A 23,501-nucleotide genomic window follows, 5' to 3' on the forward strand; every position below is an offset into this window, starting at 1 on the left:
TCAAGACAAGGGAGCATGATGGTCAGGGATTTCGAACAATACAGCGCATGGCGCCAGGCCGTCGCCGCCACGTTGCAACGCTACCAGGCTGGCCTGGCCGAAGCCGGCCTGATCGACGGCGCCATCGCGCTGCGCCTGCACCGCACCCTGCACCGCCTGGCCGACGATAAATTGTCGGTGGCCTTCGTCGCCGAATTTTCGCGCGGAAAATCCGAATTGATCAATGCGATTTTCTTTGCCGATTACGGCCAGCGCATCTTGCCGTCCGGCGCAGGCCGCACCACCATGTGCCCGACCGAATTGCTGTACGACGCCAGCCGGCCGCCATCGATACGCCTGCTGCCGATCGAAACCCGGGCCGGCAACCTGTCGACCGGCGATTACCTCGACGACGACGCGGCGTGGACCGTACTGCCGCTGAACCTGGACGCCGGCGGCGACATGCAGGCGGCGATCCGGCAGGTCAGCCTGACCAGGCACGTCAGCCTGGCAGACGCGAAATCGTATGGCCTGTACGACGACGATGCCGACCATGTCGCGCCGCCGGACGAAAACGGCACCATCGAAATTTCAATGTGGCGCCACGCCATCATCAACTTCCCCCATCCGCTGCTGAAACAGGGGCTGGTGATACTCGACACGCCCGGCTTGAACGCGATCGGCACCGAGCCGGAACTGACGCTGAACCTGATCCCGAACGCGCACGCGGTGCTGTTCATCCTGGCCGCCGACACCGGCGTCACGCGCAGCGATATCGAGGTCTGGCGCCACCATATCGGCGCCGGCCCGGGGCGGCTGGTGGTGCTCAACAAGATCGACAGCATGTGGGATGAATTGCGCAGCGATGGCGAGGTCGATGACGCGATCCGGCGCCAGCAAAACAGCGTCGCGCATTTGCTGACGCTGGACATGCAGCAAGTGTTTCCCGTATCGGCGCAAAAGGCGCTGGTCGGCAAGATCAACCACGATACCGCGCTGCTCGGCAAGAGCCGTTTATTGGCATTGGAAACGGCGCTGTTCGACGAATTGATACCGGCCCGCAAGGACATCATCCGGCGTCAATTGTCGGTCGATGTGCAGGCGATCAACGCGGCCCGGCACAGCGCGCTGTCGGCCCGGCTGCGCGGCATCGCCGAACAATTGCATGAGCTGAAAAGCATGCGCGGCAAGAACCAGAGCGTGCTGGCGCACATGATGCGGCGCATCGATATCGAGAAAAAGGAATTCGACAGCAGCCTGTTCAAATTGCAGGCGACCCGCGCCGTGTTCACCCGCTTGTCGACCGAGCTGTACACCAGCCTCGGCATGGATATCGTGCGCGACGATATCGAACTGGTGCGCGAAGAAATGCAGCGCAGCCGCTTTTTCACCGGCGTGCGCGAAGCCGTCAGGCAGTACTTCGAGCGCATCGCCCACAACTTGCAGCGCTCCGAGCGCAAGACGGCCGAGATCACGGAAATGATGGGCGTGATGTACCGTAAATTTTCGGCCGAACATGGCTTGACGCTGGCCTTGCCGATGCCCTTTTCACTGGCCCGCTATCGGCAGGAAATCGGCGATATCGAAGCCGTGTATCACCGGCAATTCGGTACCGCGACCTTGCTGACCACCAGCCGGGTGGTGTTGATGGAGAAATTTTTCGACACCATCGCTTCGCGCGTGCGCAAGAGTTTCAAGACCGCCAACGACGATGCCGAAGCGTGGCTCAAAGTCATCATGGCGCCGCTGGAAGCACAAATCCTGCAATACAAGGAACAATTAAAACACCGCATGGCGTCGATCCAGCGCATCCACGATGCGACCGGCGGCCTGGAACAAAAAATCGAGGCGCTGGAAGCCGGCCTGTCCACGCTGGAACAACAGCAATCGCAGCTCGACGAATTAGCGGGCGACATCGGTGTCGCCATCCAGGCGGACGGGGCGGATCAGCCCGGCCATGGCGTCGCCGCATAAGAAACTCAGCAAAAGAAACGCCGCATAAGAAGGATTTTGAATGAAACGCTTGACCCATCCCCTGGTCCAGGAACACCTGGCCGACCCGACCTTTTCCGCCGACGTGATCGCCTGGCAAAAACAATATGGCCGCCACGTCTTGCCATGGCAAAACACGCGCGACGCCTACCTGATCTGGCTGTCCGAAATCATGCTGCAGCAAACCCAGGTCGCCGCGGTACTCGGTTATTACGCGCGCTTCCTGGAGCGTTTTCCCACGCTGCGCGACTTGGCCGAAGCCAGCAGCGAAGACGTGATGGCGCAATGGAGCGGCCTCGGTTATTACACCCGCGCCCGCAACCTGCACAAATGCGCGCAGCGCGTGATGGCCGAATACGACGGTGTGTTTCCCAGCGACCCGCTGTTGCTGGCCGACTTGCCCGGCATCGGCCGCTCGACGGCGGCGGCGATTTCCGCGTTTTCCAGCGGCACCCGCGCCGCCATCCTCGACGGCAACGTCAAGCGCGTGTTTGCGCGGGTGTTCGGCATCGACGCCTATCCGGGCGAAAAACGGGTCGAGGAAGGCTTGTGGCGGCGCGCCGAAGCCCTGCTGCCGGAACAGGGGATCGAATCCTATACCCAAGGCTTGATGGACCTGGGCGCCACGCTGTGCACCCGTAGCAGTCCCGATTGCGGGCGCTGTCCGTTACAGGCGCGCTGCGTCGCCTACGCCACCAACCGCACCAAGGATTTGCCGGTGCGCAAACCGAAGAAAACCAGCCCGGAAAAACACGCGACCATGCTGCTCATCATCGACCGCGGCCAGGTGTTGCTGGAACAGCGGCCCGGCACCGGCATCTGGGGCGGCTTGCTGTCGCTGCCGGAACTCGATGGCCATGTGCTGCAGGATGACGATGGCCGCGAACACGACCACGATGCGGTGGCGCTGGCGGTCAACAAGTTTGGCCAGATTGAATCGCAGCACTGTCTGCTGCCGATCACGCATGTGTTCACGCACTACAAATTGCACATCACGCCTTGCCGCATCGTACTGGCGCGGCGTCTCGACGTAGCCGGCGAAGCGGGCCACGTCTGGTACGACGGCGACAAGGTCGCCGACGCGCCGCTGCCGGCGCCAATCAAAAAACTGCTGCTGGATATCTTCGGCGATGCCACGGCGGCGCAAAGCCGGATGGTGTTTTAACCGGGGACAGACCACGATTATCAGGCAACTAATTGCTTCATGCGTGGCCTGTCCCCGGTTTAGAGTTCGTCGAGGGAAAACAGACGGGTGTGCTCGCGGATCGCGTAGCGGTCGGTCATGCCGGCGATGTAGTCGGCGATCTTGCGCGCCTGCTTGCCGATGTCGCCGCCGGCCACCTGGTAATCCGGCGGCAGCAAGGCCGGTTCCGCCATGAAGCTTTCATATAATTCGCGCACGATGCGGCTGGCCTTTACGCGCATGCGGTTGACCTGGTAATGGCGGTACAGATTGGTGCGCAAAAAGCGTTTCAGCTCGGTCGCATCGTTGCGCATCGGTTCTGAAAAACGGATCAGCGGCGGGCTGACCCGCACTTCATCGACGCTGCGCGGCGCGGCCGACTGGATCAGCCCGGTCGAGGTGGCGATCAAGTCGTCGGCCAGCGCGGTGATCAGGCGGCGCAGCGTTTCATAAATCGCGCGCCGGCCCGACAGGCCCGGATACCTGGCCTGCACTTCCGACCACAGGCGGCCGAAAAACGCGACTTGCTCCAGCTGGGCGATGGTGATCAGCCCGGAGCGCAAGCCGTCGTCGATGTCGTGGCTGTTGTAGGCGATTTCATCGGCCAGGTTGGTCAGCTGCGCTTCCAGCGTCGGCTGGGTGCGGTCGATAAAACGCTGCGCCACCGGCCCCAGTTCTTTTGCATTGGCCAGCGAGCAATGCTTCAAGATGCCCTCGCGGGTGTCGAACATCAGGTTCAAGCCGTCGAAGGCGCCGTAATGTTCTTCCAGCGTATCGACCACCCGCAAGCTTTGCAGATTGTGCTCGAAGCCGCCATGGTCTTTCATGCATTCGTTCAAGACATCCTGGCCGACATGGCCGAACGGCGTGTGGCCCAGGTCATGCGCCAGCGCGATCGCCTCGACCAGGTCTTCGTTCAGGCGCAGGTTGCGCGCGATCGAACGGCCGATTTGCGCCACTTCCAGACTGTGCGTCAGACGGGTGCGGAACAGGTCGCCTTCGTGGTTCAGGAATACCTGGGTCTTGTATTCGAGGCGGCGGAAGGCCGACGAATGGATGATGCGGTCGCGGTCGCGCTGGAACTGGCTGCGCGACGCATGCGCCGTCTCGGGATAACGACGTCCCTGCCCGGTAGCCGAACGGGCCGCGTACGGGGCGAGGAAGTCGTCGGGTATCATGTCACAGCACGCCGGCGGCCAGCGTCGCCAGCAAATGTTCTTGCGGCGCATTGGTGATGCTCGGACTGCCTAGCGGCTTGAGCAAGATGAACTTGATCGCGCCACCCTCGTTTTTCTTGTCCACCTCCATCAATTCCAGCCAGCGTTCGATGCCGAGATCGGGCGCCGTGACCGGCAAGCCGGCCGCTTCCACCAGCGCCCGCACGCGGGCCGCGCTGTCCGCGTCGATCAAGCCCATCCGTTGCGACAAGTCGGCCGCCATCACCATGCCGCAACCGACCGCTTCGCCATGCAGCCACTCGCCGTAGCCGAGGCCCGCTTCGATCGCGTGGCCGAAGGTGTGGCCGAAATTGAGGATGGCGCGCAAGCCGCCTTCGCGCTCATCCTGGCGCACCACCTCGGCCTTGATTTCGCACGAACGGGCGATCGCATACGCCAGCGCGCCCTTGTCGCGCGCCACCAGTTTCTCGATATTGGCTTCGATCCAGTCGAAGAATGCGGCGTCGATGATGGCGCCATGCTTGATCACTTCGGCCAGGCCGGCCGCCAGTTCGCGCGCCGGCAGGGTTTCCAGCGTCGACGTGTCGGCGATCACCACGCGCGGCTGGTAAAACGCGCCGATCATGTTCTTGCCCAGCGGATGGTTGATGCCGGTCTTGCCGCCGACCGAGGAATCGACCTGCGCCAGCAAGGTGGTCGGGACTTGCACGAAGTTGATGCCGCGCATGTAGCTGGCCGCCGCATAGCCGGTCAAGTCGCCGATCACGCCGCCGCCCAGCGCCACCAGCGTGGTCTTGCGGTCGCATTTGTGTTCCAGCAAGGTGTCGAAAATCGTCATCAGGCTGGACCAGTTTTTATGTTCTTCGCCATCCGGCAACACGATGCTGATGACTTCCTTGCCGCCATCGGCCAGCGTCTGCTGCAATCGCTGCAGGTACAGCGGGGCGACGGTGGTATTGGTGACCACGGCGACCTTGTGGCCATTGATATGGCGCAGCAGCAAGTCGCTATCGTCCAGCATGCCGGGACCGATCGCGATCGGGTAGCTGCGTTCGTCGAGGTCTACGGTTAACAGCATTTTGGATTGTTCATTCATCGAGGGCTCGGCTTGTGTGGTGCAGTTCGGGGTCGCCTCGCATTCGAGGCTGGCCAGCTGCATCAAAATAGTTTGGACCATTGATTGTACGTTAGGACGGCCGGTATCGATGACGATGTCCGCCACTTCCAGGTACAACGGTTCGCGCTGGAGCGTCAATTCTTCCAGTTTCTTGCGCGGGTCGGCGGTTTGCAGCAAGGGCCGGTTCTTGTCGTGGCTGGTACGCGTGATGATGCTGCTGACATTGGCGCGCAGGTAAATCACGGTACCGCGCCGCATCAGGAACGCCCGGCTGTCGGGATCGAGCACGGCGCCGCCGCCGGTCGCCATGACGATGCCTTCCTGCATCGTCAAATCGCGTATCACTTCCGCTTCGCGGCGCCGGAAGCTCGGTTCGCCTTCGATTTCGAAGATCCATGGAATCGACGCGCCGGTGCGGGCTTCGATTTCATGGTCCGAATCGACAAAACGCATGCCGAGCTTGCGGGCCAGGATGCGGCCTATCGTGGTCTTGCCCGCGCCCATCAGCCCGACCAGGAAAATATTGCTGTTATAAATTTCAGACACTGTGTTGTATATCAATCAAGTAAAAGCAGTCAGCGCCCGGCCCGGCGCCTCGCCACCTGATCTGACCGTGGCCCCTTTATTGGCATTTGAACGTCAGTGTAAACGGATAGGTGGTGGTTAGTAAATGCGGCGTTGTAATTGCGACATTAAACGTGGCCACATTATCCGCGGTACAAGTCGCCGCCAGGGTGCTGCCGATCGTGAAGCTGTGGTTCGATCCCTGGTTGCCGCTGATGTTGTTGCCGCTCGGGTCGTCGCCGCCGGCATAGTGCGGGAAAATGCCCGGCACGGTGGCCGGCAGCACGCCGCCATTGCTGGCATTGATGATGTTGCTGATGGCTACCGTGGTGCCGGCCGGCATAGGATTATTGTTCACATCGTTGATTTGCAAGGTAAACACTTTCGACGCGGTTTTGGCCGCCGTGCCCAGGTCGACCACGCTGCCGTTCAACGGCGTGGCGCTGCCGTTCAGGTAGACATTGGCCGCGGTGCTGCCGCTGAAGAAAATGCCGACCTTGGCAAACAGCGTATTGCTGCCGTCGGTGCTGCTGGCGCACACCGTCGCCAGGCCCGGACGGGTGCTGTCGTTGTTGCCGCCGGGCAGCGTGTTGCATGGCGTCGATGGCGTATTCGGCGCCGCGACGCGCGGGTTCTGGGTCCGGAAATCGACCGAGCAACCGCCATTGACGGTATTGCAAGCGCCCTTGCTGGACGAACCGACCGAACCCAGGTTGGTCTGGAATACCACCGGCACGCCATCGGGCACCGGATTGCCGGCCTGGTCGGCCAGCAGCACATTGACATTGGTGGCCGGCGTGGTCGGACCGCTGTCGAGCGTCCAGCCTTCGACGTTCGGGCTGCCGACGCTGAGCGAGAATGCGCGCTGCACAGGCACGCCGGTGGTGACGACGATGGAATCGGATTGGGTAAAGATGCCGCTGTCGAGCGTGGCCTTGATGCGGAAGGTGGTCGGCGTCGATTTCGAATTGACGGTGGTAATTACTTCGCCGTTCGCATCGGTGCTGTCGGCCAGCTTGTTGATCGTCACATCCGGCGAGGTGGTGCTGAAGGTCACGTTCTTGCCCGGCAATGGATTATTGAAGGTATCGAATACCTTGAATTTCAAGGTGGCCGTTTCGGTGCGGCCGATGCCGCCCTGGCCCTGGATCACGATCGACTTGTCGGTCGGCACGGCCGAGTTGAACTGGATCGATGCGGCGCTCGGCGCGGCAATCGCAATGGTGGCGCTGCTGCTGCCGCTGATGCCGTCGACCGACGCCGAGATGGTGTCGTTATTGCCGCACCCCTGGTCGCGGTACACCGACGTCGCCGTGCCATTGCTGGTCGGCACGGCGGCGGCGAAAGTCGCCTTGCCGGCGGCCACGCAAGCCGACGTGAAATTGACCACCAGTTTCTGGTCGGTATATTTCACGCCGCCAGCCAGCACGTCGAGCGAGACCACGGTCGAATCGTAGGCGACGATGCTGGGCGCGCTCAGGCGCAGGCTGCTCAAGCTCAGCGCGGTGGCGCCGACCACGTAATTGGCCGAGCTGTTGGCGGTGCTGCCGGCCACCGTCACGACCGCATTCAGCGTGGCGGCGCCGCCGGCCGACAGGCTGGCCGGACGCAGCGTGATGCTGGCCACGCCATTCGCATCGCTCAGCACGGTGCCCGCCGATGGCGAAAACACCGCCAGCGCACTATTGGTCGAGAACGCCACCAGTGCGTTGGCCAGCGTCTTGCCATCCTGGTCCTTGACCAGCGCCTTGGCGATCAGCGGCGTGGCGCTGGACAGGGTATTGCTGGCGGCGCCGCTGGAATTGACCAGCGACAAGGAAATACTGGCGGTCGACACCACGCTGGCAGTGACCTGGTAATTGATGTCGGCAGTGACCGTGGCGCTGGCCAGCGTCACGCTGGCACTCAGTTTGCCTGCCCCGCTGAGGCCGCCGGTAGCGGGACTCAAGGTGATTGTCGCTACGCCGCTGGCATCGGTCAGCGCGGTGCCGGCCGATGGCGACAGCCTGGCCAGCGTCGTATCCGTCGTAAACGTCACCAGCACATTGGCCATCGGCCGGCCGGCCGAATCGGCCACCAGCGCCTTGACGGTCAACGGCGACGCCGAGGTGGCCAGATTGCTGGTCTTGCCGCCGGCGTCAAGCAAGCTCAAGGTGATCGACGCGGCCGCCGCGCCGCCGCCCGACCCGCCGCCACCGCCCACCGCACCGGGACTGCCGCCGCCACCGCCGCAAGCGGCCAGCAACGCGGCGCAGGCCAGCAGCGCCAGCCAGTTCAATATATTGTTCACGACCATCTTCGGGGTGGTTCTCATCGGGCGCCCTAGTAATAAAGCAACATCAGTCAAGTGGGTAAAGCCGTATCGGCCGCATTCATCAGGCAGGCTGATATAAGTTGCAATACATTAACGTGTTGACAGCCGCTCGGCTACTATTTTCGGTGTCAGGAATACCAATAATTCGGTTTTGTCGTTCTGCCGATTGCTGCTGCGGAATAAATAACCGAGCACCGGCAGGTCGCCCAGCAGCGGCACCTTGCTCACGACATTGTTTTCGACCTGCTGGTAAATACCGCCCAGCACTACCGTGCCGCCGTTTTCCACCATCACCTGGGTCTTCACATGCTTGGTGTCGATCGCGAAACCGGCCGTGGTTTGCTGGCCGACGCTATCCTTGTTGACATCGACTTCCAGCACCACGTTGCCGTCCGGCGTGATTTGCGGCGTCACTTCCAGGCGCAGGTTGGCTTTGCGGAAGGTGATCGAGGTGGCGCCGCTGCTGGTCGCGACCTGGTAAGGCAATTCGATGCCTTGCTCGATCAGCGCGATCGACTTGTCGGCCGTTACCACCCGCGGGCTGGAAATGATCTTGCCCTTGCCGTCGGCTTCCAGCGCCGACAATTCCAGGTTCAGGAAACGGTTGGCCGCCGATGAAAACAGGCTGACCGCCAGGCTGCCCGGCGCGCTGCCGTTGATGTTGGCCGCCGGCAGGTTGACGAACTGCGAATTGGCGTAGGCGTTGGCGCTGACCGGGGTTTGCCCGGTGACTTCGCCAACGCCCTGGATATTGCCACCGATGGCGACCCGGTTGTTCGAATTGCCGAGCTGGTAGCCGCTGTCGCCGCCGCGCTGGGTGCGCAAGTCGGAAAAGCCCAGCTTGGCGCCCAGGTTGCGGCTGAAGGTGTCGGACGCTTCGACGATGCGCGCTTCGATCAGCACTTGCTTGGTGGCGATATCGGTCTTCTGGATCAGCTTGCGGATATCCTCCAGCTTGGACGCGGTATCGGTGACAAACAGCTGGTTGGTGCGCGGCTCGATGATGGCGCTGCCGCGCTTGGACAGCATGCGGTTGCGGTTATTGGTGTCGCCGCTGGCGCCGCCGGTGGACGCATCGAGCCCGAACACGGTGCGGAACGCTTCGGCCTTTTGATAATTCAACTGGAAAATCTCGGAGCGCAACGGCTCCAGGTCGGCGATCTGGGCGCGCTGTTCCAGCTCCAGCTTTTCCTTGGTCAGCAATTCTTCGCGCGGCGCGATCCACAGCACATTGCCATTCTTGCGCATGTCCAGGCCCTTGGCCTGCATCACCACATCGAGCGCCTGGTCCCATGGCACTTCCTTCAATTGCAAGGTCAGGCTGCCGCTGACGCTGTCGCTGGCGACGATGTTTTGGCCCGAAATTTCGGCCAGCGCCTTCAGCACCGCGCGGATTTCCACATTCTGGAAATTGAAGGACAGTTTTTCGCCGCGATACCCCTGGGTGCCCTGGGTCAGCTTGTTCGGGTCTTCCTTGATCGGCTTGACTTCGATCACCAATTGGGTGTCGCTCTGGTAGGCGCTTTGCTCCCACAAGCCGTGGGCCTCGATGGTCATGCGCACATTGTCGCCTTGCGGCGCGGTGGTGATGCGCGACACCGGGCTGCCGAAGTCCTGCACGTCCATGCGCCGCCGTAAATTTTCCGGCAAGCCGGTGCGCATGAAATCGACCAGCAGCTTGTCGCCCTGCTGGCGCACGTCGACCGCCACCTGGTTGTTCGGCAAGTCGACCACGATGCGGCCTTCGCCGTTATTGCCGCGCCGGAAATCGATGGCGCGCAGCATCTGCCGCGCCGGCAGCGCCGGCTTGGCGGCGGCCACCGGCACGCCGGCCGCGTTGACCGCCGTCGCCACGCCGCCCGACGCTTCGATGGTGACGATGAAATCCTTGCCGTCGACAGCCGTCGCGTAATTGAGCGCGCGCGCCAGGTTCAGCACCACGCGCACCCGCGCACCGGCCTGCACCAGGTGCACGCTGCGCAAGTCGCCCAGGTTCAAGTCGTAGCCGCCCTTGCCGCTGGCATTGTCGGTATCGTTAAAGTCGAGCACGATGCGCGCCGGACTGGCGATCGAAAACGCCGCGGCCGGCGGCGCCGGCGGATTTTTCATGCTGATCTTCAAGACCACGTTGGCGCCCTGCTGGTGCGCGCTGATCGCCTCGATGCTGTTGGCGCTACTTTGCGCATGCGCCGGATTGCCCATCGTCACGAGCAACAGGCACACCGTCAACATGGCGCCGGACGCGCCGGCCAGCCTCGCTGGCCAGCTGCGTAACATTCCTGATAAAGCGCTCATTTCCCGGTCTCCTTACTATCCTGCAACTCCAACTTCGTCATGCGCTCGACCCAGTCGCCGGCGGCATCCTGGACTATTTCCTTGATCGTCACGGCCGCCTCGTTGACGCCGGTGACCAAGCCAAAGTTCTGCCCCAGGTGCTGACCGGCCTGCACCTGGTAATACACGCGGTCCACTTGTAGCAAAGCAAAGATCTGCTTGCCTTTTTGCAGGGTGCCGACCATCTTGATGGTGTCCAGCGGATAACTCTCCAATGCTTCCTTGCGCCGTTCCAGGTCCGGCTTGAAGGTGCTGCCGGACTTTTCCTGCCGCGCCAGTTCGGCCAGCAATTTATTGGGACTGAACGGGTCGGGCAATTCGTGGCCGCCATACGCAAACGGGATGAAGGTCTTGGGCGGCTGCAACGGCGGCACGGCGACCTTGGCCTGCTGTTGCACGTTCGCCATCCACGCCTGCAATTCCTGCGCATCGTGATCGCCGCAACCGGCCACGGCCAGCAACAGCAGCACGGCCAACAAAGTCAGCGCGGCCCTCATTTTTTCCCCGCCTTCTTGTCGGCCTGCGCCTTGCGCTGGGCAATCAATTCATCCTGGTCCAGGTAGCGGAAGGTCTTGGCCACCGCCTCCAGCGCCAGGCTGCCATCCTTGCCGGTGGTCAGCGCCATATTGTTGAGCGTGACGATGCGCGGCAAATTGGCCATGTCGCCGGTGAACGCGCCGATATCGTGATACGAACCGGTCACCCTGATATCGATCGGCAATTCGGCGTAATAATCCCGGACCACCACCTGGCCCGGCCGGAACAGCTCGAATTGCAAGCCCCTGCCCAGGCCGGCCTGGTTGATGTCGGACAACAACGCGGCCATTTCCGCCTTGCTCGGCAATTGCTTTTGCAAACGGTCGACATACTGGTCGACCAGCATTTTTTGCGCGCGCAACGCCTGTAAATTGATCGCCTTGCTCATCTTCAGCTGGTATTCATTGCGCAGCGACGTTTCGCGCAGCGCGCCGGCGTCCTGCTCGTCGAACTGGCCGCTCCAGTAGCCGACATAACCGAGCGCCACCACCAGCAGCATCACGCCGAAGCCGCACAGCAGGCGCGGCGCCAGCGGCCACTGGCCGGGATGGCGTCCGCCCAGGCCGCGGAACTGGTCCAGCAACGGCGCCATCGACAAGGACGGCTTGGCGATCACGCCATGCTGCGCCTTCATGATGCCGCTCCCGCTGCGCCCGGCTTGACGGCCGGCGTGGCGCCGGGCTTGCCTGGATGCTTGTCGGCGTCCTTGTCGCGCGGACGCTTGATGCCGACCACCAGCGTGAATTCCACCACTTTCTTGGCGCTGCGGCCCTGCCCCAGCGCGGTGGCGCGCACTTCGATCAGTTCAGGCCGTTCCAGCCACGGCGACTGGCCGGACAGCTTGCGCAGGAATTCCGAGACCCGCTCCTGCGACTGGGCATACCCGCCCACATTGACCTTCTGGCCATCCTGCTTGAACGATTTCAGGTACACGCCTTCCGGCGTCTGCTTGGCCAGCTCATCCATCAAATACACCGGCTGGTTGCGGTCGCCCTGCAAATCCTCGACCGCTTGCTGGCGCGACTTGAGCGCTTCGATATCCTGTTTCAAGGTGGCGATTTCAACGATTTTCTTGTCCAGTTCCTTGATCGCGGTTTGCAGCACCGCATTGCGCTGATCCTGGATCGCCAATTGCCGCGCGTTATACGCGGCCACGATCAGCACCACCGCCGCGCCTGCCAGCGCGCCGCACACCAGCAAGGCGACAAACGCCGTCTTCTGCTGCTTGCGCCGCGCTTCCCGATGCGGCAAGAGGTTGATGCGTATCATGGCGCAAACCTCCGCAACGCCAGGCCGCACGCGACCAGGTAGGCCGGCGCGTCGCCGCGCAACGCGCTTTCGCGCACGCCGGGTGCGAACGACATGCCGGCGAACGGCGACAGCAGCGTGGTCGGGATCTTGCTGCGGGTGGCGATGATGTCGACCAGGCCCGGCAATTGGGCGCAACCGCCGGCCAGGAACAGCTGATCCACCTTGGTGTAAGGCGTGGAGGTGAAAAAGAACTGGATCGCGCGGGTGATTTCCAGCGCCGCGCTGTCGAGGAAGGGCGGCAGGATTTCTTGCTGATAAGACTCTGGCAAGTCGCCGGTCTTCTTGCGCGCCTCGGCCTCATCGAATGGCAAGCCGAAGCTGCGCACGATATCCTGGGTCAGCTGATTGCCGCCGAAAATCTGTTCTTTTTCGTAAATCGTCACGCCGCCCTGCAGCACCGAAAGATGCATCACTTGTGCACCGATCTGGAACAGCGCCAACACGTGCTGCGCGCCGATGGCCGGCGTGCGCAAGGTGACCCGCTCCAGCGCGGCGCGCGCCGCATACGAATCGATATCCATCACCAGCGCCTTCAAGCCGGCGGCCTCGGCGACGGCGATGCGGTCTTCCACTTTTTCGCGGCGCGACGCGGCCAGCATGACTTCGATATCGTCGCCGGCATTGGCGGCCGGGCCGATCACGTCGAAATCGAGGCTGACTTCATCGAGCGCAAACGGGATATACTGGCTGGCCTCGGACTCGACCTGGATTTCCAGTTGTTCTTCCGACAGCCCCGCCGGTAAAATGATTTTCTTGGTGATCACCGACGCCGGCGGCATGCCAAGCGCGATATGGCGGGTGCGCGCGCCGCTCTTTTTCCAGACCCGGCGCACCGCTTCGGCGACTTGCTCCAGGTTTTCAATATTGCCGTCCACCACAGCGCCGCGCGGCAGCGCCTCGGTGGCGTAGCGTTCCAGGCGGATGTCGGGCGGCTCGCCAGGCCTGGCGCCCTTGCCGGGCTTGGCCCCCAGCGACAATTCGACCAGCCGCACGCCGGACGTGCTGATATCGACGCCCAGCAAAGGGCCGCCGCTTTGCCCGAACAGCGCTTTCAGTTCAAACACGACGTATCCCCGGCGCGCGGCGATGCCGCGATGCCCGTGCAAGCGCTATTGTGCTGGGAAGCACAGATTAGTACCATTTGCATAAGAGAAACTTGTTTAGAAACCGGCGGTTAAACGGAACAGATCAGACACTACATTAAATCGTAGCAATAAGGCTTGTCGCCTGTAAAGATATTTCTCTAATGCATAATTTAAAGCGGGCCGAACAGCCACATTTGATGATACAACGCAATATTGCCAACTTCATCAAGTTACTTCACCTTGGCTTGCGCGCCACCCCGAATCGACCTCGCTTATAATGACCCGGATAAAAATATAGCGAAAGACCACAAGCGCATGACCACATCCCACTCCGCCGGCGCCGCCTCCGGCAAGCAGCCTGGCAAGAAGCCCGGCAGCAAATCCAAGCGTTTCCTTTTGCTTACCCTGTTTTCACTGCTGGGATTGGGCGTGGTCGGCGTGCTGCTGGTGGTGTTCGGCCTGGCGCTGGCGTATCCGAACTTGCCGGCGCTCGACACGCTGACCGATTACCGGCCGAAGATGCCGCTGCGCATCTTTACCTCGGACAGCGTGCTGATCGGCGAATTCGGCGAAGAGCGTCGCAACCTGGTGCATATCAAGGATATCCCGGATGTGATGAAAAAAGCCGTGCTGGCCATCGAGGATGACCGTTTTTACGAGCATGGCGGGGTCGATTACCTGGGCATCACCCGGGCCGCGCTGCACAACCTGACCGGCGGCGCCAAACAGGGCGCATCGACCATCACCCAGCAAGTGGCGCGCAATTTCTTCCTGTCCAGCGAGCAAACCCTGAAACGCAAGGCGTATGAAGTCTTGCTGGCGTGGAAGATCGAGCAAAACCTGAGCAAGGATCAGATCCTGGAAGTCTATATGAACCAGATCTACCTGGGCCAGCGCGCCTACGGCTTCGCCTCGGCCGCGCAGATTTATTTTGGCAAGGACCTGAAAGACATCACCGTGGCCGAAGCGGCCATGCTGGCCGGCCTGCCGAAAGCGCCGTCGGCCTACAACCCGGTGGTCAACCCGAAACGCGCCCGCACCCGCCAGCAATACATCTTGCAGCGCATGAGCCAGCTCGGCTACATCACCCCGGCCCAGTACGAAGACGCCAAAAACGAACCGCTGAAAGTGAAGACCGACAGCAGCGACTTCGGCGTGCATGCCGAATACGTGGCCGAAATGGCGCGCCAGCTGGTCTACGAGCAATTCAAGGAAGACACCTACACGCGTGGCTTGAACGTGTTCACCACCATCACCAAGGCCGACCAGGATGCGGCCTACCTGGCGCTGCGCCGCGGCGTGATGGACTATGAAAAACGCCATGGCTACCGCGGCCCGGAAGCGTATATCGACATTCCGAAAACCAAGGAAGAGGCCGACGACGCGATCGAGACCGAACTGGCCGACCATCCGGACAGCGACGACATCGTCGCGGCGATGGTGTTGCAGGCAACGCCGCAAAAAATCGTCGCGGTGACCGCCGCCGGCGAGGAAATCGCCATCACCGGCCCCGGCCTGACGTTCGGCGCGGCCTGGCTGTCGGAAAAAGCGGCGCCGAACCGGCGCATCCGGCGCGGCGCGGTGATCCGCGTGATCCGCGAAGAAGCGGGCTGGAGCGTTACGCAGATGCCGGAAGTGCAATCGGCCTTCATCTCGGCCAGCACCACCGACGGCGCGATCCGCGCGATGATCGGCGGCTTCGATTACAACCGCAACAAGTTCAACCATGTGACGCAGGCCTGGCGCCAGCCGGGTTCGTCGTTCAAGCCGTTCATCTATTCGGCATCGCTGGAACGGGGCTTGTCGCCGTCGACCATCATCAACGATGCGCCGATCTCGTTCGACGCCGGCCAGACCGGCGGCCAGGCGTGGGAACCGAAGAACTACGACAGCAAATACGAAGGTCCGATGACCATGCGCAAGGGCTTGATGAAATCGAAAAACATGATTTCGATCCGCATCCTGCACAAGATCGGCGCCAAGTACGGCCAGGAATATGCGACGCGCTTCGGTTTCGACCCGGAGCGCAACCCGCCCTACCTGACCCTGGCGCTGGGCGCCGGTTCGGTGACGCCGCTGCAAATGGCCGGCGCCTACGCGGTGTTCGCCAACGGCGGCTACAAGGTCAATCCCTACCTGATCGCCAAGGTGACCGATAGCGACGGCAAGATCTTGTCGCAAGCCAATCCGGACAAGGCCGGCGAAGAAGGCAACCGCGTCATCGACGAGCGCAACGCCTTCCTGATGAACAGCATGCTCAACGACGTGGTGCGCCACGGCACCGCGATCAAGGCGATGGCGCTGAAGCGCCCGGACCTGTCCGGCAAGACCGGCACCACCAACGATTCGATCGACGCCTGGTTCGCCGGATATCAGGCCAAGCTGGTCGGTATTGCGTGGATGGGCTACGACCAGCCGAAAAACCTCGGCAACCGCGAAACCGGCGGCGGCCTGGCGTTGCCGATCTGGATCAACTACATGCAAAAAGCGTTGAAGAGCATCCCGGTCGAAGAACGCGCGGTGCCGGATGGCGTGATACAGGTCGGCGAGGATTATTACTATGCCGAAAATCCACCAGGCACCGGCGTGAGCAGCCTGGAAGGGGCGGCGCGCGGCACGCCGGCCGAGGAAAAAGCCAAGGAAGCGGTCAAGAACGAATTGTTCTGATGATCATTATTTGAAACGGTACTAAGAGCCTATCCCAGTAGATGAATACGCCCTCTTCTGGCGCCCCTCAGGAACGGGGACTGCGTTGATCGTCGTCGCGTGGCGCGCCACGCTTGCTCCTCACGCCTGGTCCGCGCTCCTGATGCGCGGCCAGTAGACGACGCTCACTACTGGGATAGGCTCTAAAACAAAGAGGCTTGTCGGATTAGCCCAAAGGGCGTAATCCGACAAGCCAGCAACGGCTAGCTGTTTGCTTACGCTGCGCTAAGCAAACCTACGCACTTTACGACAAGACGACCGTGGCGCCCGCTTGCTCGCTGACCAGGCCTGACAAGGCGGCCAGCAATTCGGAACCGTCGCGGGTATTGACCCACGCGTCGCCCGCCCGTTTATAGTGGAAACCGCCGGACCGGGCGGCGACCCACAGTTCCTGCATCGGCGCCTGGCTGTTGACGATGATTTTCGAGCCATTGTCGATAAACTCGATTTCCAGCACATTGCCGCTGCGGCTGCATTCCACGTCGAGCGCGTCTTGATCGTTCAAACGATCCAGCGCCGCCTCGATGTCGCTCAAGGTCGCTTCGGCCAGGGCCAGGAATTCCGATTCGCTCATGCTACACTCCAAGATCTTAATCAAACCGTGATTCTAATCGTGAAGTCATCTCCAGCGTTTTATATCGGCATTTTCCTTGCACTTGGCGGCGTCCTGAGCGGCTGCGGCCAGCCCGGCCCGCTGTACCTGCCACGGCCACCGGCCAAGGCCGGCCCATTTACTCCGGCCCCGGTACCGCCTCCGCCCGCGCTGCAAGTGCCGGCCAATCCAGACGCGATTGCGCCGATCGCCGCGCCGGCCTCGAATAATCCACCGGCGCCGGCCAGGTAAGCCACTCAGTCCGGCTTGAATAGTTCTTCGAGGGTATTTACCCTCAAGAACCGTTTAAACCAGCCATCCAGTTCGGATGCCGACGCGGCAGTGATACGCTGCTGCGCCGCGACCGGCACATCGGGGAAACGGTTATTCAGCAAGAAAAGCAGGCGCTCCCGATCAGCCTCGATCCGGCCCTGGATCCGGCCCTGCAATCGGCCCTGCAACCGGCCCTTCTCAACCGCCTCGTACTCCCACTCTTCTTCAAATGTCTTGAATTTTTGGTTGTACATTGCTTTTACCTCCAATAAATCATCGACCATGGGTATATCCGCATCCACCCGCTGACGTTTCAGACATGCCACGATCCAGTGCGACAGGCTGGTGCGCAAGGTCGCATTCTTGCCATGTTTCAGCCATGCCGCCAATTTTGTGATCACGTCCAGTATATCTTCAGTACTGCGCCAGCGCTGCAAACGGAAAATGGCGGCCACCAGATTGGTTTGCTCGGCCAGGATTCCCGGTTGATAGCTATTTTGATCTATTAAGAGGTATTTTTGTTCCGGCTGCAAGTCCTGCAAACCTTCCGGCGGACTCAGCATCAATGACGACAGTGCGATGGCCGCGCGCCAAGGCTGGTCGCCGCTGTACAGCACCAGCGGCAATACCGGCGGCAGCATGCCCTGGACGGTCAGTTGATGCCGCTTGACCAGGTCTTGCAACAACAAGCCGACATACACTTGCATGCGCAGCGCCATCCAGCGCTCGCTGTGCGACTGGAACTCCAGCAAAAGATAGACATAGATCCAGTCGCCGCCCAACTTCAAACGCCATACCATATCGTCGTGGCGCTGCTGTCCTACTTCACTGACATAACTGGCGTTGACACGTTCGAAGGCCGAAACGTCAAGTTGCCGTACCCACGGAAAAGGCGCAAAGCCGGCCAGCAAGTCACGCACCATTTCTGGATGAGCAAACAGTTGTTTGTAAGCGCTGTCGTGCGAACTGGCCATCGTTATAGTGTGATGGCCCAGGCGCTGCCCGCCTTGGGACAGCGCAAAGGAATGACTCAGGCCGGCGTCACGGCGGCCTTCTTGGCCCTGGAATAATACACGCGGATAGCGAGCAATAAGGCGACGATGAGACCAAATAAGATCGGTTGTGCAAAATTATGCTTGCCGGCCTTCATCCACCAAAAGTGCAGGATGCCGAGCGGCGCGATCACGTAGATCAGCCGGTGCAGCCATTGCCAGCGCTTGCCGCCGAGCCGGCGCACCATGCCGTTGGTGCTGGTCACTGCCAGCGGGATCAGCAGGATGAAGGCGATGAAACCGACCGTGATGAACGGCCGTTTCAGCACGTCGGCCCACATTTCGGCGATATCGAAGAAATGGTCGAACCACAGGAACGTGGTGAAGTGCAGCGCGCCATAAAAGAACGCGAACAGTCCCAGCATGCGGCGCAGCTTGATCAGCCAGTTCCATTTCGCGATGCGGCGCAGCGGCGTCACCGCCAGGCTGATGCACAGGAAATACAGCGTCCAGTCGCCGGTGCCGCGGGTGATGAATTCCAGCGGCTCGACCAGTTGGCCGGTGTAGCTGAGCCACACCATGCGCACAAAGGGAATGAGCGCCAGCACGAAGATGACGGCTTTCAGCAAGCTGAGTTGTTTGGGCGCTGGAGTAAATGGCATGGCGGCGGCTACCTGGGCTGGCTGATTTAGAAAAATTTCTTCAAGTCCATTCCCGTATACAGGGAAGCGACATCGTTATAACCGTTAAACATCAAGGTCTTGCGTTTGCGGTTGAAGAAACCGTCTTCGCCGATGCGCCGTTCGGACGCCTGCGACCAACGCGGATGGTCGACATTCGGATTGACGTTGGAATAAAAGCCATATTCCGCCGGCGCCACGGTATTCCAGGCGGTTTTCGGCTGGTCCTTGACAAAGCGGATCTTGACGATCGACTTGGCCGACTTGAAGCCATATTTCCACGGCAATTCCATGCGTACCGGCGCGCCATTTTGATTCGGCAAGACTTCGCCATACATGCCGAAAGTCAGCAAGGCCAGCGGATGGTTCGCTTCATCGATGCGCAAGCCCTCGACATATGGCCAGGTCAGCACGCGGCTGCCGATGCCGGGCATTTGTTTCTTGTCGGCCAGCGTGACGAATTCCACATATTTGGCATTGCCGGTCGGCTCGACTTTCTTGATCAATTCGGACAGCGAATAACCGATCCACGGGATCACCATCGACCAGCCTTCGACGCAGCGCATGCGGTAGACGCGCTCTTCCAGCGGCGCGATCTTCATCAGCCCATCCAGGTCCAGCACCATCGGCTTCTTGACTTCGCCTTCGATCGACACAGTCCACGGACGCGTCTTCAAGGTGCCGGCGTTTTGCGCCGGATCGGCCTTGTCGGTGCCGAACTCGTAGTAATTATTGTAGGTGCTGGCGTCTTTGTAGGGGGTCTGCTTGTCCAGCGCCGAATAGGCCGGATTCAGTCTGGCGGCCAGTTTCGGGTTGCCGGCGGTTTGCGCAAACGCCTCGCGGCTGGCCATTTCCAGCAAGCCGGCGCCGGCGATCGAGCCGGCCGCCACCTGCTTGATGAAGCTGCGGCGCGACTCGAACACCGCGCGCGGCGTGATTTCTGAAGAGAACGGCAATTCAATGCCGTTGGGACTACGTTTAATCAACATGGCAACTCCGGGACAGAAAGACAAACAGTGAATAACTGGGTGAATGGGTCTTGGACCTCATACCTTGGTCTGTCCAGGACCCAGTAACCTTACACCATCCGTCAAATTTCCGCAGTTGCCTTTTTAATGATTAAAGTTTTCCGTAAGAATGCAAGCCGGACAGGAACATATTAACGCCCAGGAAAGCAAAGGTCGTCACCAGCAAGCCGACCAAGGCCCACCACGCCGCCGGACGGCCACGCAAGCCCGTCATCAGCCGCATGTGCAGCCAGGCCGCGTAATTGAGCCAGACGATCAGCGCCCAGGTTTCCTTCGGATCCCACGACCAGTAGCCGCCCCACGCTTCGGCGGCCCACAGCGCCCCCAGGATGGTCGCTACCGTGAAGAAAGCGAAGCCGACCGAAATCGCCTTGTACATCACGTCGTCCAGCACTTCCAGGTCCGGCAAGCGGTCGACCAGGTAGCCGCTCGACTTCAGCAGATAGGCCGAAGCCACCATCGCCGACAGCGCGAACGTGCCGTAACCGATGAAGTTGGCCGGCACGTGGATTTTCATCCACCAGCTTTGCAGCGCCGGCACCAGCGGCTGGATATCGGCGGCGTCGCGGGTGACGGTGTACCACATCAGGAAACCGACGGCCGCGCTGATCACCAGCATGACGAAGGCGCCCAGCTGGCGGGTCTGGTAATGTTGTTCGTAATACAGGTAGAACATCGCGGTGATCAGCGAAAACAGGATGAATACTTCATACAGGTTCGACACCGGGATGTGGCCGACGTCGGCGCCGATCAGATACGATTCATACCAGCGCACCAGCATGCCGGTAATGCCCAGCACCACGCCGGCCCAGCACAGCCTGGAGCCGACCGAGGCGCCGAAATCCGAACGGGTCACCAGGCCGATCCAGTAAAACAGCGTCGACAGCACGAACATGGTGGCCATCCACAAGATCGCCGACTGGCTGGAGATCAGGTATTTCAGGAAGAATTTCTGGTTAGCCATTTCAAGATTGCCGCTGTACAGCGAAATCGCGAACAGCGCCAGCAGCGCCGACAGCGGCAACAGCCAGCGCACCGGTTTCCAGGTCCAGCCCAGCCACGCGAAGGTCGGCGCGGCCGCCAGCAAGATGGCTTTTTCATAGATATCCATGAAGGCGCCATAATTGCTCAAGCCAAACAGCGAGCCACCCAGCAAGACCGCGCCGTACAGCCAGTCCAGCAACGTCAAGCTCTTGAAGAAACCTGGTGCCTGGGAATAAGTTTGTTTTTGTGTCAATTCCATTATGTTCTCCAAAACCGCCCCGCCACGGCCGCCGCTCCAGCGGGCCGGGCAAGACTGTGCACAAATTACGCCGATTGCGGCAGCTTTGTTTTCAAGTTCTCAAACTCTTTTTCGAAATCCAGCGTCTTGCGCTGCGTGCTCATCGCCATCAACGCATCGCTGCCGCCGTTTTCATGATCCTTGACCCACACCCACAGGCGCCGTTCGCGGATATAAAACATCGAAAACACGCCGATCACCAGGAACAAACAGCCCAGGTAAACCACGCCCTTGCCCGGCGAACGGGTGACTTGCAAGACCGATGCTTTGACCTCGGTAAAGTCTTCCAGTTGCAGGTACACCGGCGCGCCGTAAAAGAAGCTGTCCGACAAGGCGTTGGTCGCCAGTTGCAGGAAGCGGCCATGGGCTTCATCGGCCGTCACGGCTTCCAGGCCATCCTTGGCGCGGGCCGCCTGCCACAAATCCCACAGGCTGCCATTCAAGATTTTCATGAATATTTCTGCCGCTTTTTCTTGCTCTCCGGGTGGAATCTTCTCTAAAAACTTTGAAATCGCCAGGAAACCACCTTCCTTATCATGGCCGGCAAAGATGCCCAGGCTTTTGGCGGCCGATTCCTGCAATTGCACGCGCAGCGAGGCGGCCTCGTCTTGCGGCATGGCGCGCTGCGCATAACGCTGCGCCGCCTGCTGGCGCAAGGCCGGATCCTGCAAGGCCGCCCGCAAGCGCATCCATTCGGTCACGCCATGTCCGTCGTCGGCCGGGATGCGCAGGAAACTGAACTGGTCCGATGGATTGACGCGCATGCCCGCCAGGAACACGCTGGCGCCGTCGACCGTCACCGGCTGCATATAATTCTGGTATTCGCGCGCCTGGCCGGTCTTGTCGCGCAATTTGTATTGCACGCTCGGGCCGACGTTTTTTAAATCCTTGTTGTTGGCGTTCCTGGCGGCAGAACCGAGACGCTTGTCGAGACCGACCGCGAACTTGTCGTTGAAACTTTCCGACTTGTTGACTGCGCGCACATCCTGGCCGGCGCTGAGGTTTTCCACGTTGAAGGGACGGAAACCCGACCATTCGATGCTGTACGTCTCGCCATCGCCGGCATAGTCGGCGCTCAGCGAGGTGTTGGCGCCCACTTCGCCAGCGATGTTGAAACGCTTGCTATTGGCGCCGGTCATCGGGAAGCCGGTCAGTTTCAGCTTGCTGCCGCCGTCTTCGAAACTGGACTGGTACACCGCCAGTCCCTTGTACAGCAACGGTTCGTTGACCTTGATGGTGGCCGGGAACACGGCGCCGGTCTCGTGGTCCTTGATGTCGACATCGCTGGCGAACAGCTTCGGCATGCCGGTACTGTAGAAATCGATGTGGAATTTTTTCAGCGAGATGGTGAACGGCAACTCCTGGATCAGCACGCCATCGGCTTGCGGAATGATCGCCACCTCGCTGCTGGAGCCTTCCGGGATCATGGTATTGCCGCGGAACGTAGGATTGCCCAGTCCCAGGCGATGTTCGGCCGGGATTTCGGCGATGACGCCGCTGCCGGCGAACGGGGTCTTGCCCATGAACCATTTCTGCATGCGGATCGGCATCTCGGAATCGAGCAAGCCGCCGATGCAGATCACCACGATGGCGCCGTGGGCGAAGATATAGCCCCATTTATTGGCGGCGCCCTGCTTGGCGGCGATCAAGGTAGCGTGGTCTTTTTCGACCACCTTGGCCTTGTAGCCTGCGTCAGCCAGCCGCGCCACGGTCTGGCCCACCAGCGCGGCCCGGCCCAGCGGGGCTTGCCATTCAGCCTTGTGATGGAAATTGCGCAGCGATTGTTCGCGCACGTTTTCGCGCCAGCTGCGCATGTCCTTCAACATCTTCGGCGCATTGCGGATGATGCACAGCGACGTCGATATCACCAGGAAGGCCATGATCAGCAGGAACCACCATGCCGAATACACCGCATACAGGCTGAACTTGTCGAAAATCCCGAACCAGAACGGCCCGAACTGGTTCACATAGTCCGGCATCGGCTCGTTTTGCTTGAGCACCGTGCCAATCATCGAGGCGATCGCGATCAGCGTCAGCAGGCTGATCGCAAAGCGCATCGACGACACCAGCTCGACGGCTTCGGCCAGCAGCGGGCGGCGCGTTTTTATTTCAATTCCAGTAGTGCGGGTGCTAGGGATATCCATGCTTGCTTTATCTCATGTGGGACGGCCGGGCAGTCAGTATAAGCAAAAGGGCAGCCCGCTTGCGCTGCTGCCCTTTTGGTATCGCCCGCACCGTGGTGCCAGCCTGTGTGTTCTTGATCTTGACCGGGCTTACTTAATTGATGCTTAAGTATATATTCGGAGTATCCGTCAAATATTGCCACATGGCAATAAAAATAATATTGTATGTGG

The 23,501-nt window shown here is 60.9% G+C and carries 18 protein-coding genes; 4 read left to right on the plus strand and 14 right to left on the minus strand.

The annotated features are described in order from the left end of the window. Positions 1-18: 18 nt before the first annotated feature. Positions 19-1,953: a dynamin family protein gene (locus tag GJA_RS22710; RefSeq protein WP_038500830.1), complete on the plus strand. Its 1,935-nt coding sequence runs from the start codon at positions 19-21 to the stop codon at positions 1,951-1,953. A 40-nt stretch (positions 1,954-1,993) separates the two neighbouring features. After that, entirely contained in the window at positions 1,994-3,136 is a 1,143-nt protein-coding gene (gene mutY, locus GJA_RS22715; RefSeq protein WP_038496934.1) for an A/G-specific adenine glycosylase, read from the plus strand. Between the two features lie 59 nt (positions 3,137-3,195). Here the strand turns inward: mutY and GJA_RS22720 are convergent, their stop codons facing one another. The 8 genes from GJA_RS22720 to GJA_RS22755 form a co-directional block, all read right to left on the minus strand. Continuing rightward, on the minus strand, positions 3,196-4,332 hold the full coding sequence (locus GJA_RS22720; RefSeq protein WP_038496937.1) for a deoxyguanosinetriphosphate triphosphohydrolase: 1,137 nt from the start codon (positions 4,330-4,332) through the stop codon (positions 3,196-3,198). A gap of 1 nt (position 4,333) precedes the next feature. After that, on the minus strand, positions 4,334-5,953 hold the full coding sequence (aroKB, locus tag GJA_RS22725; RefSeq protein ID WP_038500833.1) for a bifunctional shikimate kinase/3-dehydroquinate synthase AroKB: 1,620 nt from the start codon (positions 5,951-5,953) through the stop codon (positions 4,334-4,336). 118 nt (positions 5,954-6,071) lie between these two features. Further along, positions 6,072-8,303 (minus strand): beta strand repeat-containing protein, encoded by a 2,232-nt coding sequence (locus tag GJA_RS22730; protein ID WP_169803239.1) that lies wholly within the window; start codon positions 8,301-8,303, stop codon positions 6,072-6,074. Positions 8,304-8,417: 114 nt separating this feature from the next. After that, a complete protein-coding gene (locus GJA_RS22735; protein WP_038500836.1) occupies positions 8,418-10,559 on the minus strand; it encodes a type IV pilus secretin PilQ in 2,142 nt (713 codons plus the stop codon). A gap of 59 nt (positions 10,560-10,618) precedes the next feature. After that, positions 10,619-11,158 (minus strand): pilus assembly protein PilP, encoded by a 540-nt coding sequence (locus tag GJA_RS22740; RefSeq protein ID WP_038496943.1) that lies wholly within the window; start codon positions 11,156-11,158, stop codon positions 10,619-10,621. Next, the gene (locus GJA_RS22745) at positions 11,155-11,832 is read right to left on the minus strand and encodes a type IV pilus inner membrane component PilO (protein ID WP_242404607.1); all 678 of its coding nucleotides are present in this window, start codon (positions 11,830-11,832) and stop codon (positions 11,155-11,157) included. Before GJA_RS22745 ends, GJA_RS22740 begins: the two co-directional genes overlap by 4 nt. Next, complete coding sequence (locus GJA_RS22750; protein ID WP_051781261.1) at positions 11,829-12,467, minus strand: PilN domain-containing protein; 639 nt, start codon at positions 12,465-12,467, stop codon at positions 11,829-11,831. Before GJA_RS22750 ends, GJA_RS22745 begins: the two co-directional genes overlap by 4 nt. After that, positions 12,464-13,573 (minus strand): pilus assembly protein PilM, encoded by a 1,110-nt coding sequence (locus tag GJA_RS22755; protein ID WP_038500845.1) that lies wholly within the window; start codon positions 13,571-13,573, stop codon positions 12,464-12,466. Before GJA_RS22755 ends, GJA_RS22750 begins: the two co-directional genes overlap by 4 nt. A 336-nt stretch (positions 13,574-13,909) precedes the next feature. On the opposite strand from GJA_RS22755, the gene GJA_RS22760 reads away from it, so the two are divergent. Next, positions 13,910-16,261 carry a penicillin-binding protein 1A gene (locus tag GJA_RS22760; RefSeq protein ID WP_038496946.1) on the plus strand — a complete coding sequence of 784 codons (2,352 nt, stop codon included), beginning with the start codon at positions 13,910-13,912 and terminating at the stop codon, positions 16,259-16,261. Between the two features lie 283 nt (positions 16,262-16,544). On the opposite strand, the gene cyaY is transcribed toward GJA_RS22760, so the two are convergent. Then, on the minus strand, positions 16,545-16,874 hold the full coding sequence (cyaY, locus tag GJA_RS22765) for an iron donor protein CyaY (protein ID WP_038496949.1): 330 nt from the start codon (positions 16,872-16,874) through the stop codon (positions 16,545-16,547). 39 nt (positions 16,875-16,913) lie between these two features. On the opposite strand from cyaY, the gene lptM reads away from it, so the two are divergent. After that, positions 16,914-17,144, plus strand: a complete 231-nt coding sequence (gene lptM, locus GJA_RS22770; protein ID WP_038496952.1) for an LPS translocon maturation chaperone LptM — start codon at positions 16,914-16,916, stop codon at positions 17,142-17,144. Between the two features lie 5 nt (positions 17,145-17,149). Here lptM and GJA_RS22775 read toward each other — a convergent pair whose 3' ends face one another. From GJA_RS22775 to GJA_RS22795, 5 genes are all read right to left on the minus strand, one after another. Further along, positions 17,150-18,139 (minus strand): Rpn family recombination-promoting nuclease/putative transposase, encoded by a 990-nt coding sequence (locus GJA_RS22775; RefSeq protein WP_038496955.1) that lies wholly within the window; start codon positions 18,137-18,139, stop codon positions 17,150-17,152. Between the two features lie 56 nt (positions 18,140-18,195). Continuing rightward, the gene (locus GJA_RS22780; RefSeq protein ID WP_038496958.1) at positions 18,196-18,819 is read right to left on the minus strand and encodes a protein-methionine-sulfoxide reductase heme-binding subunit MsrQ; all 624 of its coding nucleotides are present in this window, start codon (positions 18,817-18,819) and stop codon (positions 18,196-18,198) included. A 26-nt stretch (positions 18,820-18,845) separates the two neighbouring features. Next, complete coding sequence (msrP, locus tag GJA_RS22785; protein WP_038496960.1) at positions 18,846-19,826, minus strand: protein-methionine-sulfoxide reductase catalytic subunit MsrP; 981 nt, start codon at positions 19,824-19,826, stop codon at positions 18,846-18,848. A 130-nt stretch (positions 19,827-19,956) separates the two neighbouring features. Next, positions 19,957-21,108 carry a c-type cytochrome biogenesis protein CcsB gene (gene ccsB, locus GJA_RS22790; RefSeq protein WP_038496963.1) on the minus strand — a complete coding sequence of 384 codons (1,152 nt, stop codon included), beginning with the start codon at positions 21,106-21,108 and terminating at the stop codon, positions 19,957-19,959. Positions 21,109-21,173: 65 nt separating this feature from the next. Further along, positions 21,174-23,291 (minus strand): cytochrome c biogenesis protein ResB, encoded by a 2,118-nt coding sequence (locus GJA_RS22795; protein WP_038496966.1) that lies wholly within the window; start codon positions 23,289-23,291, stop codon positions 21,174-21,176. Positions 23,292-23,501: the final 210 nt, after the last annotated feature.

It is taken from the genome of Janthinobacterium agaricidamnosum NBRC 102515 = DSM 9628, assembly GCF_000723165.1.
GTDB lineage: Bacteria > Pseudomonadota > Gammaproteobacteria > Burkholderiales > Burkholderiaceae_D > Janthinobacterium > Janthinobacterium agaricidamnosum.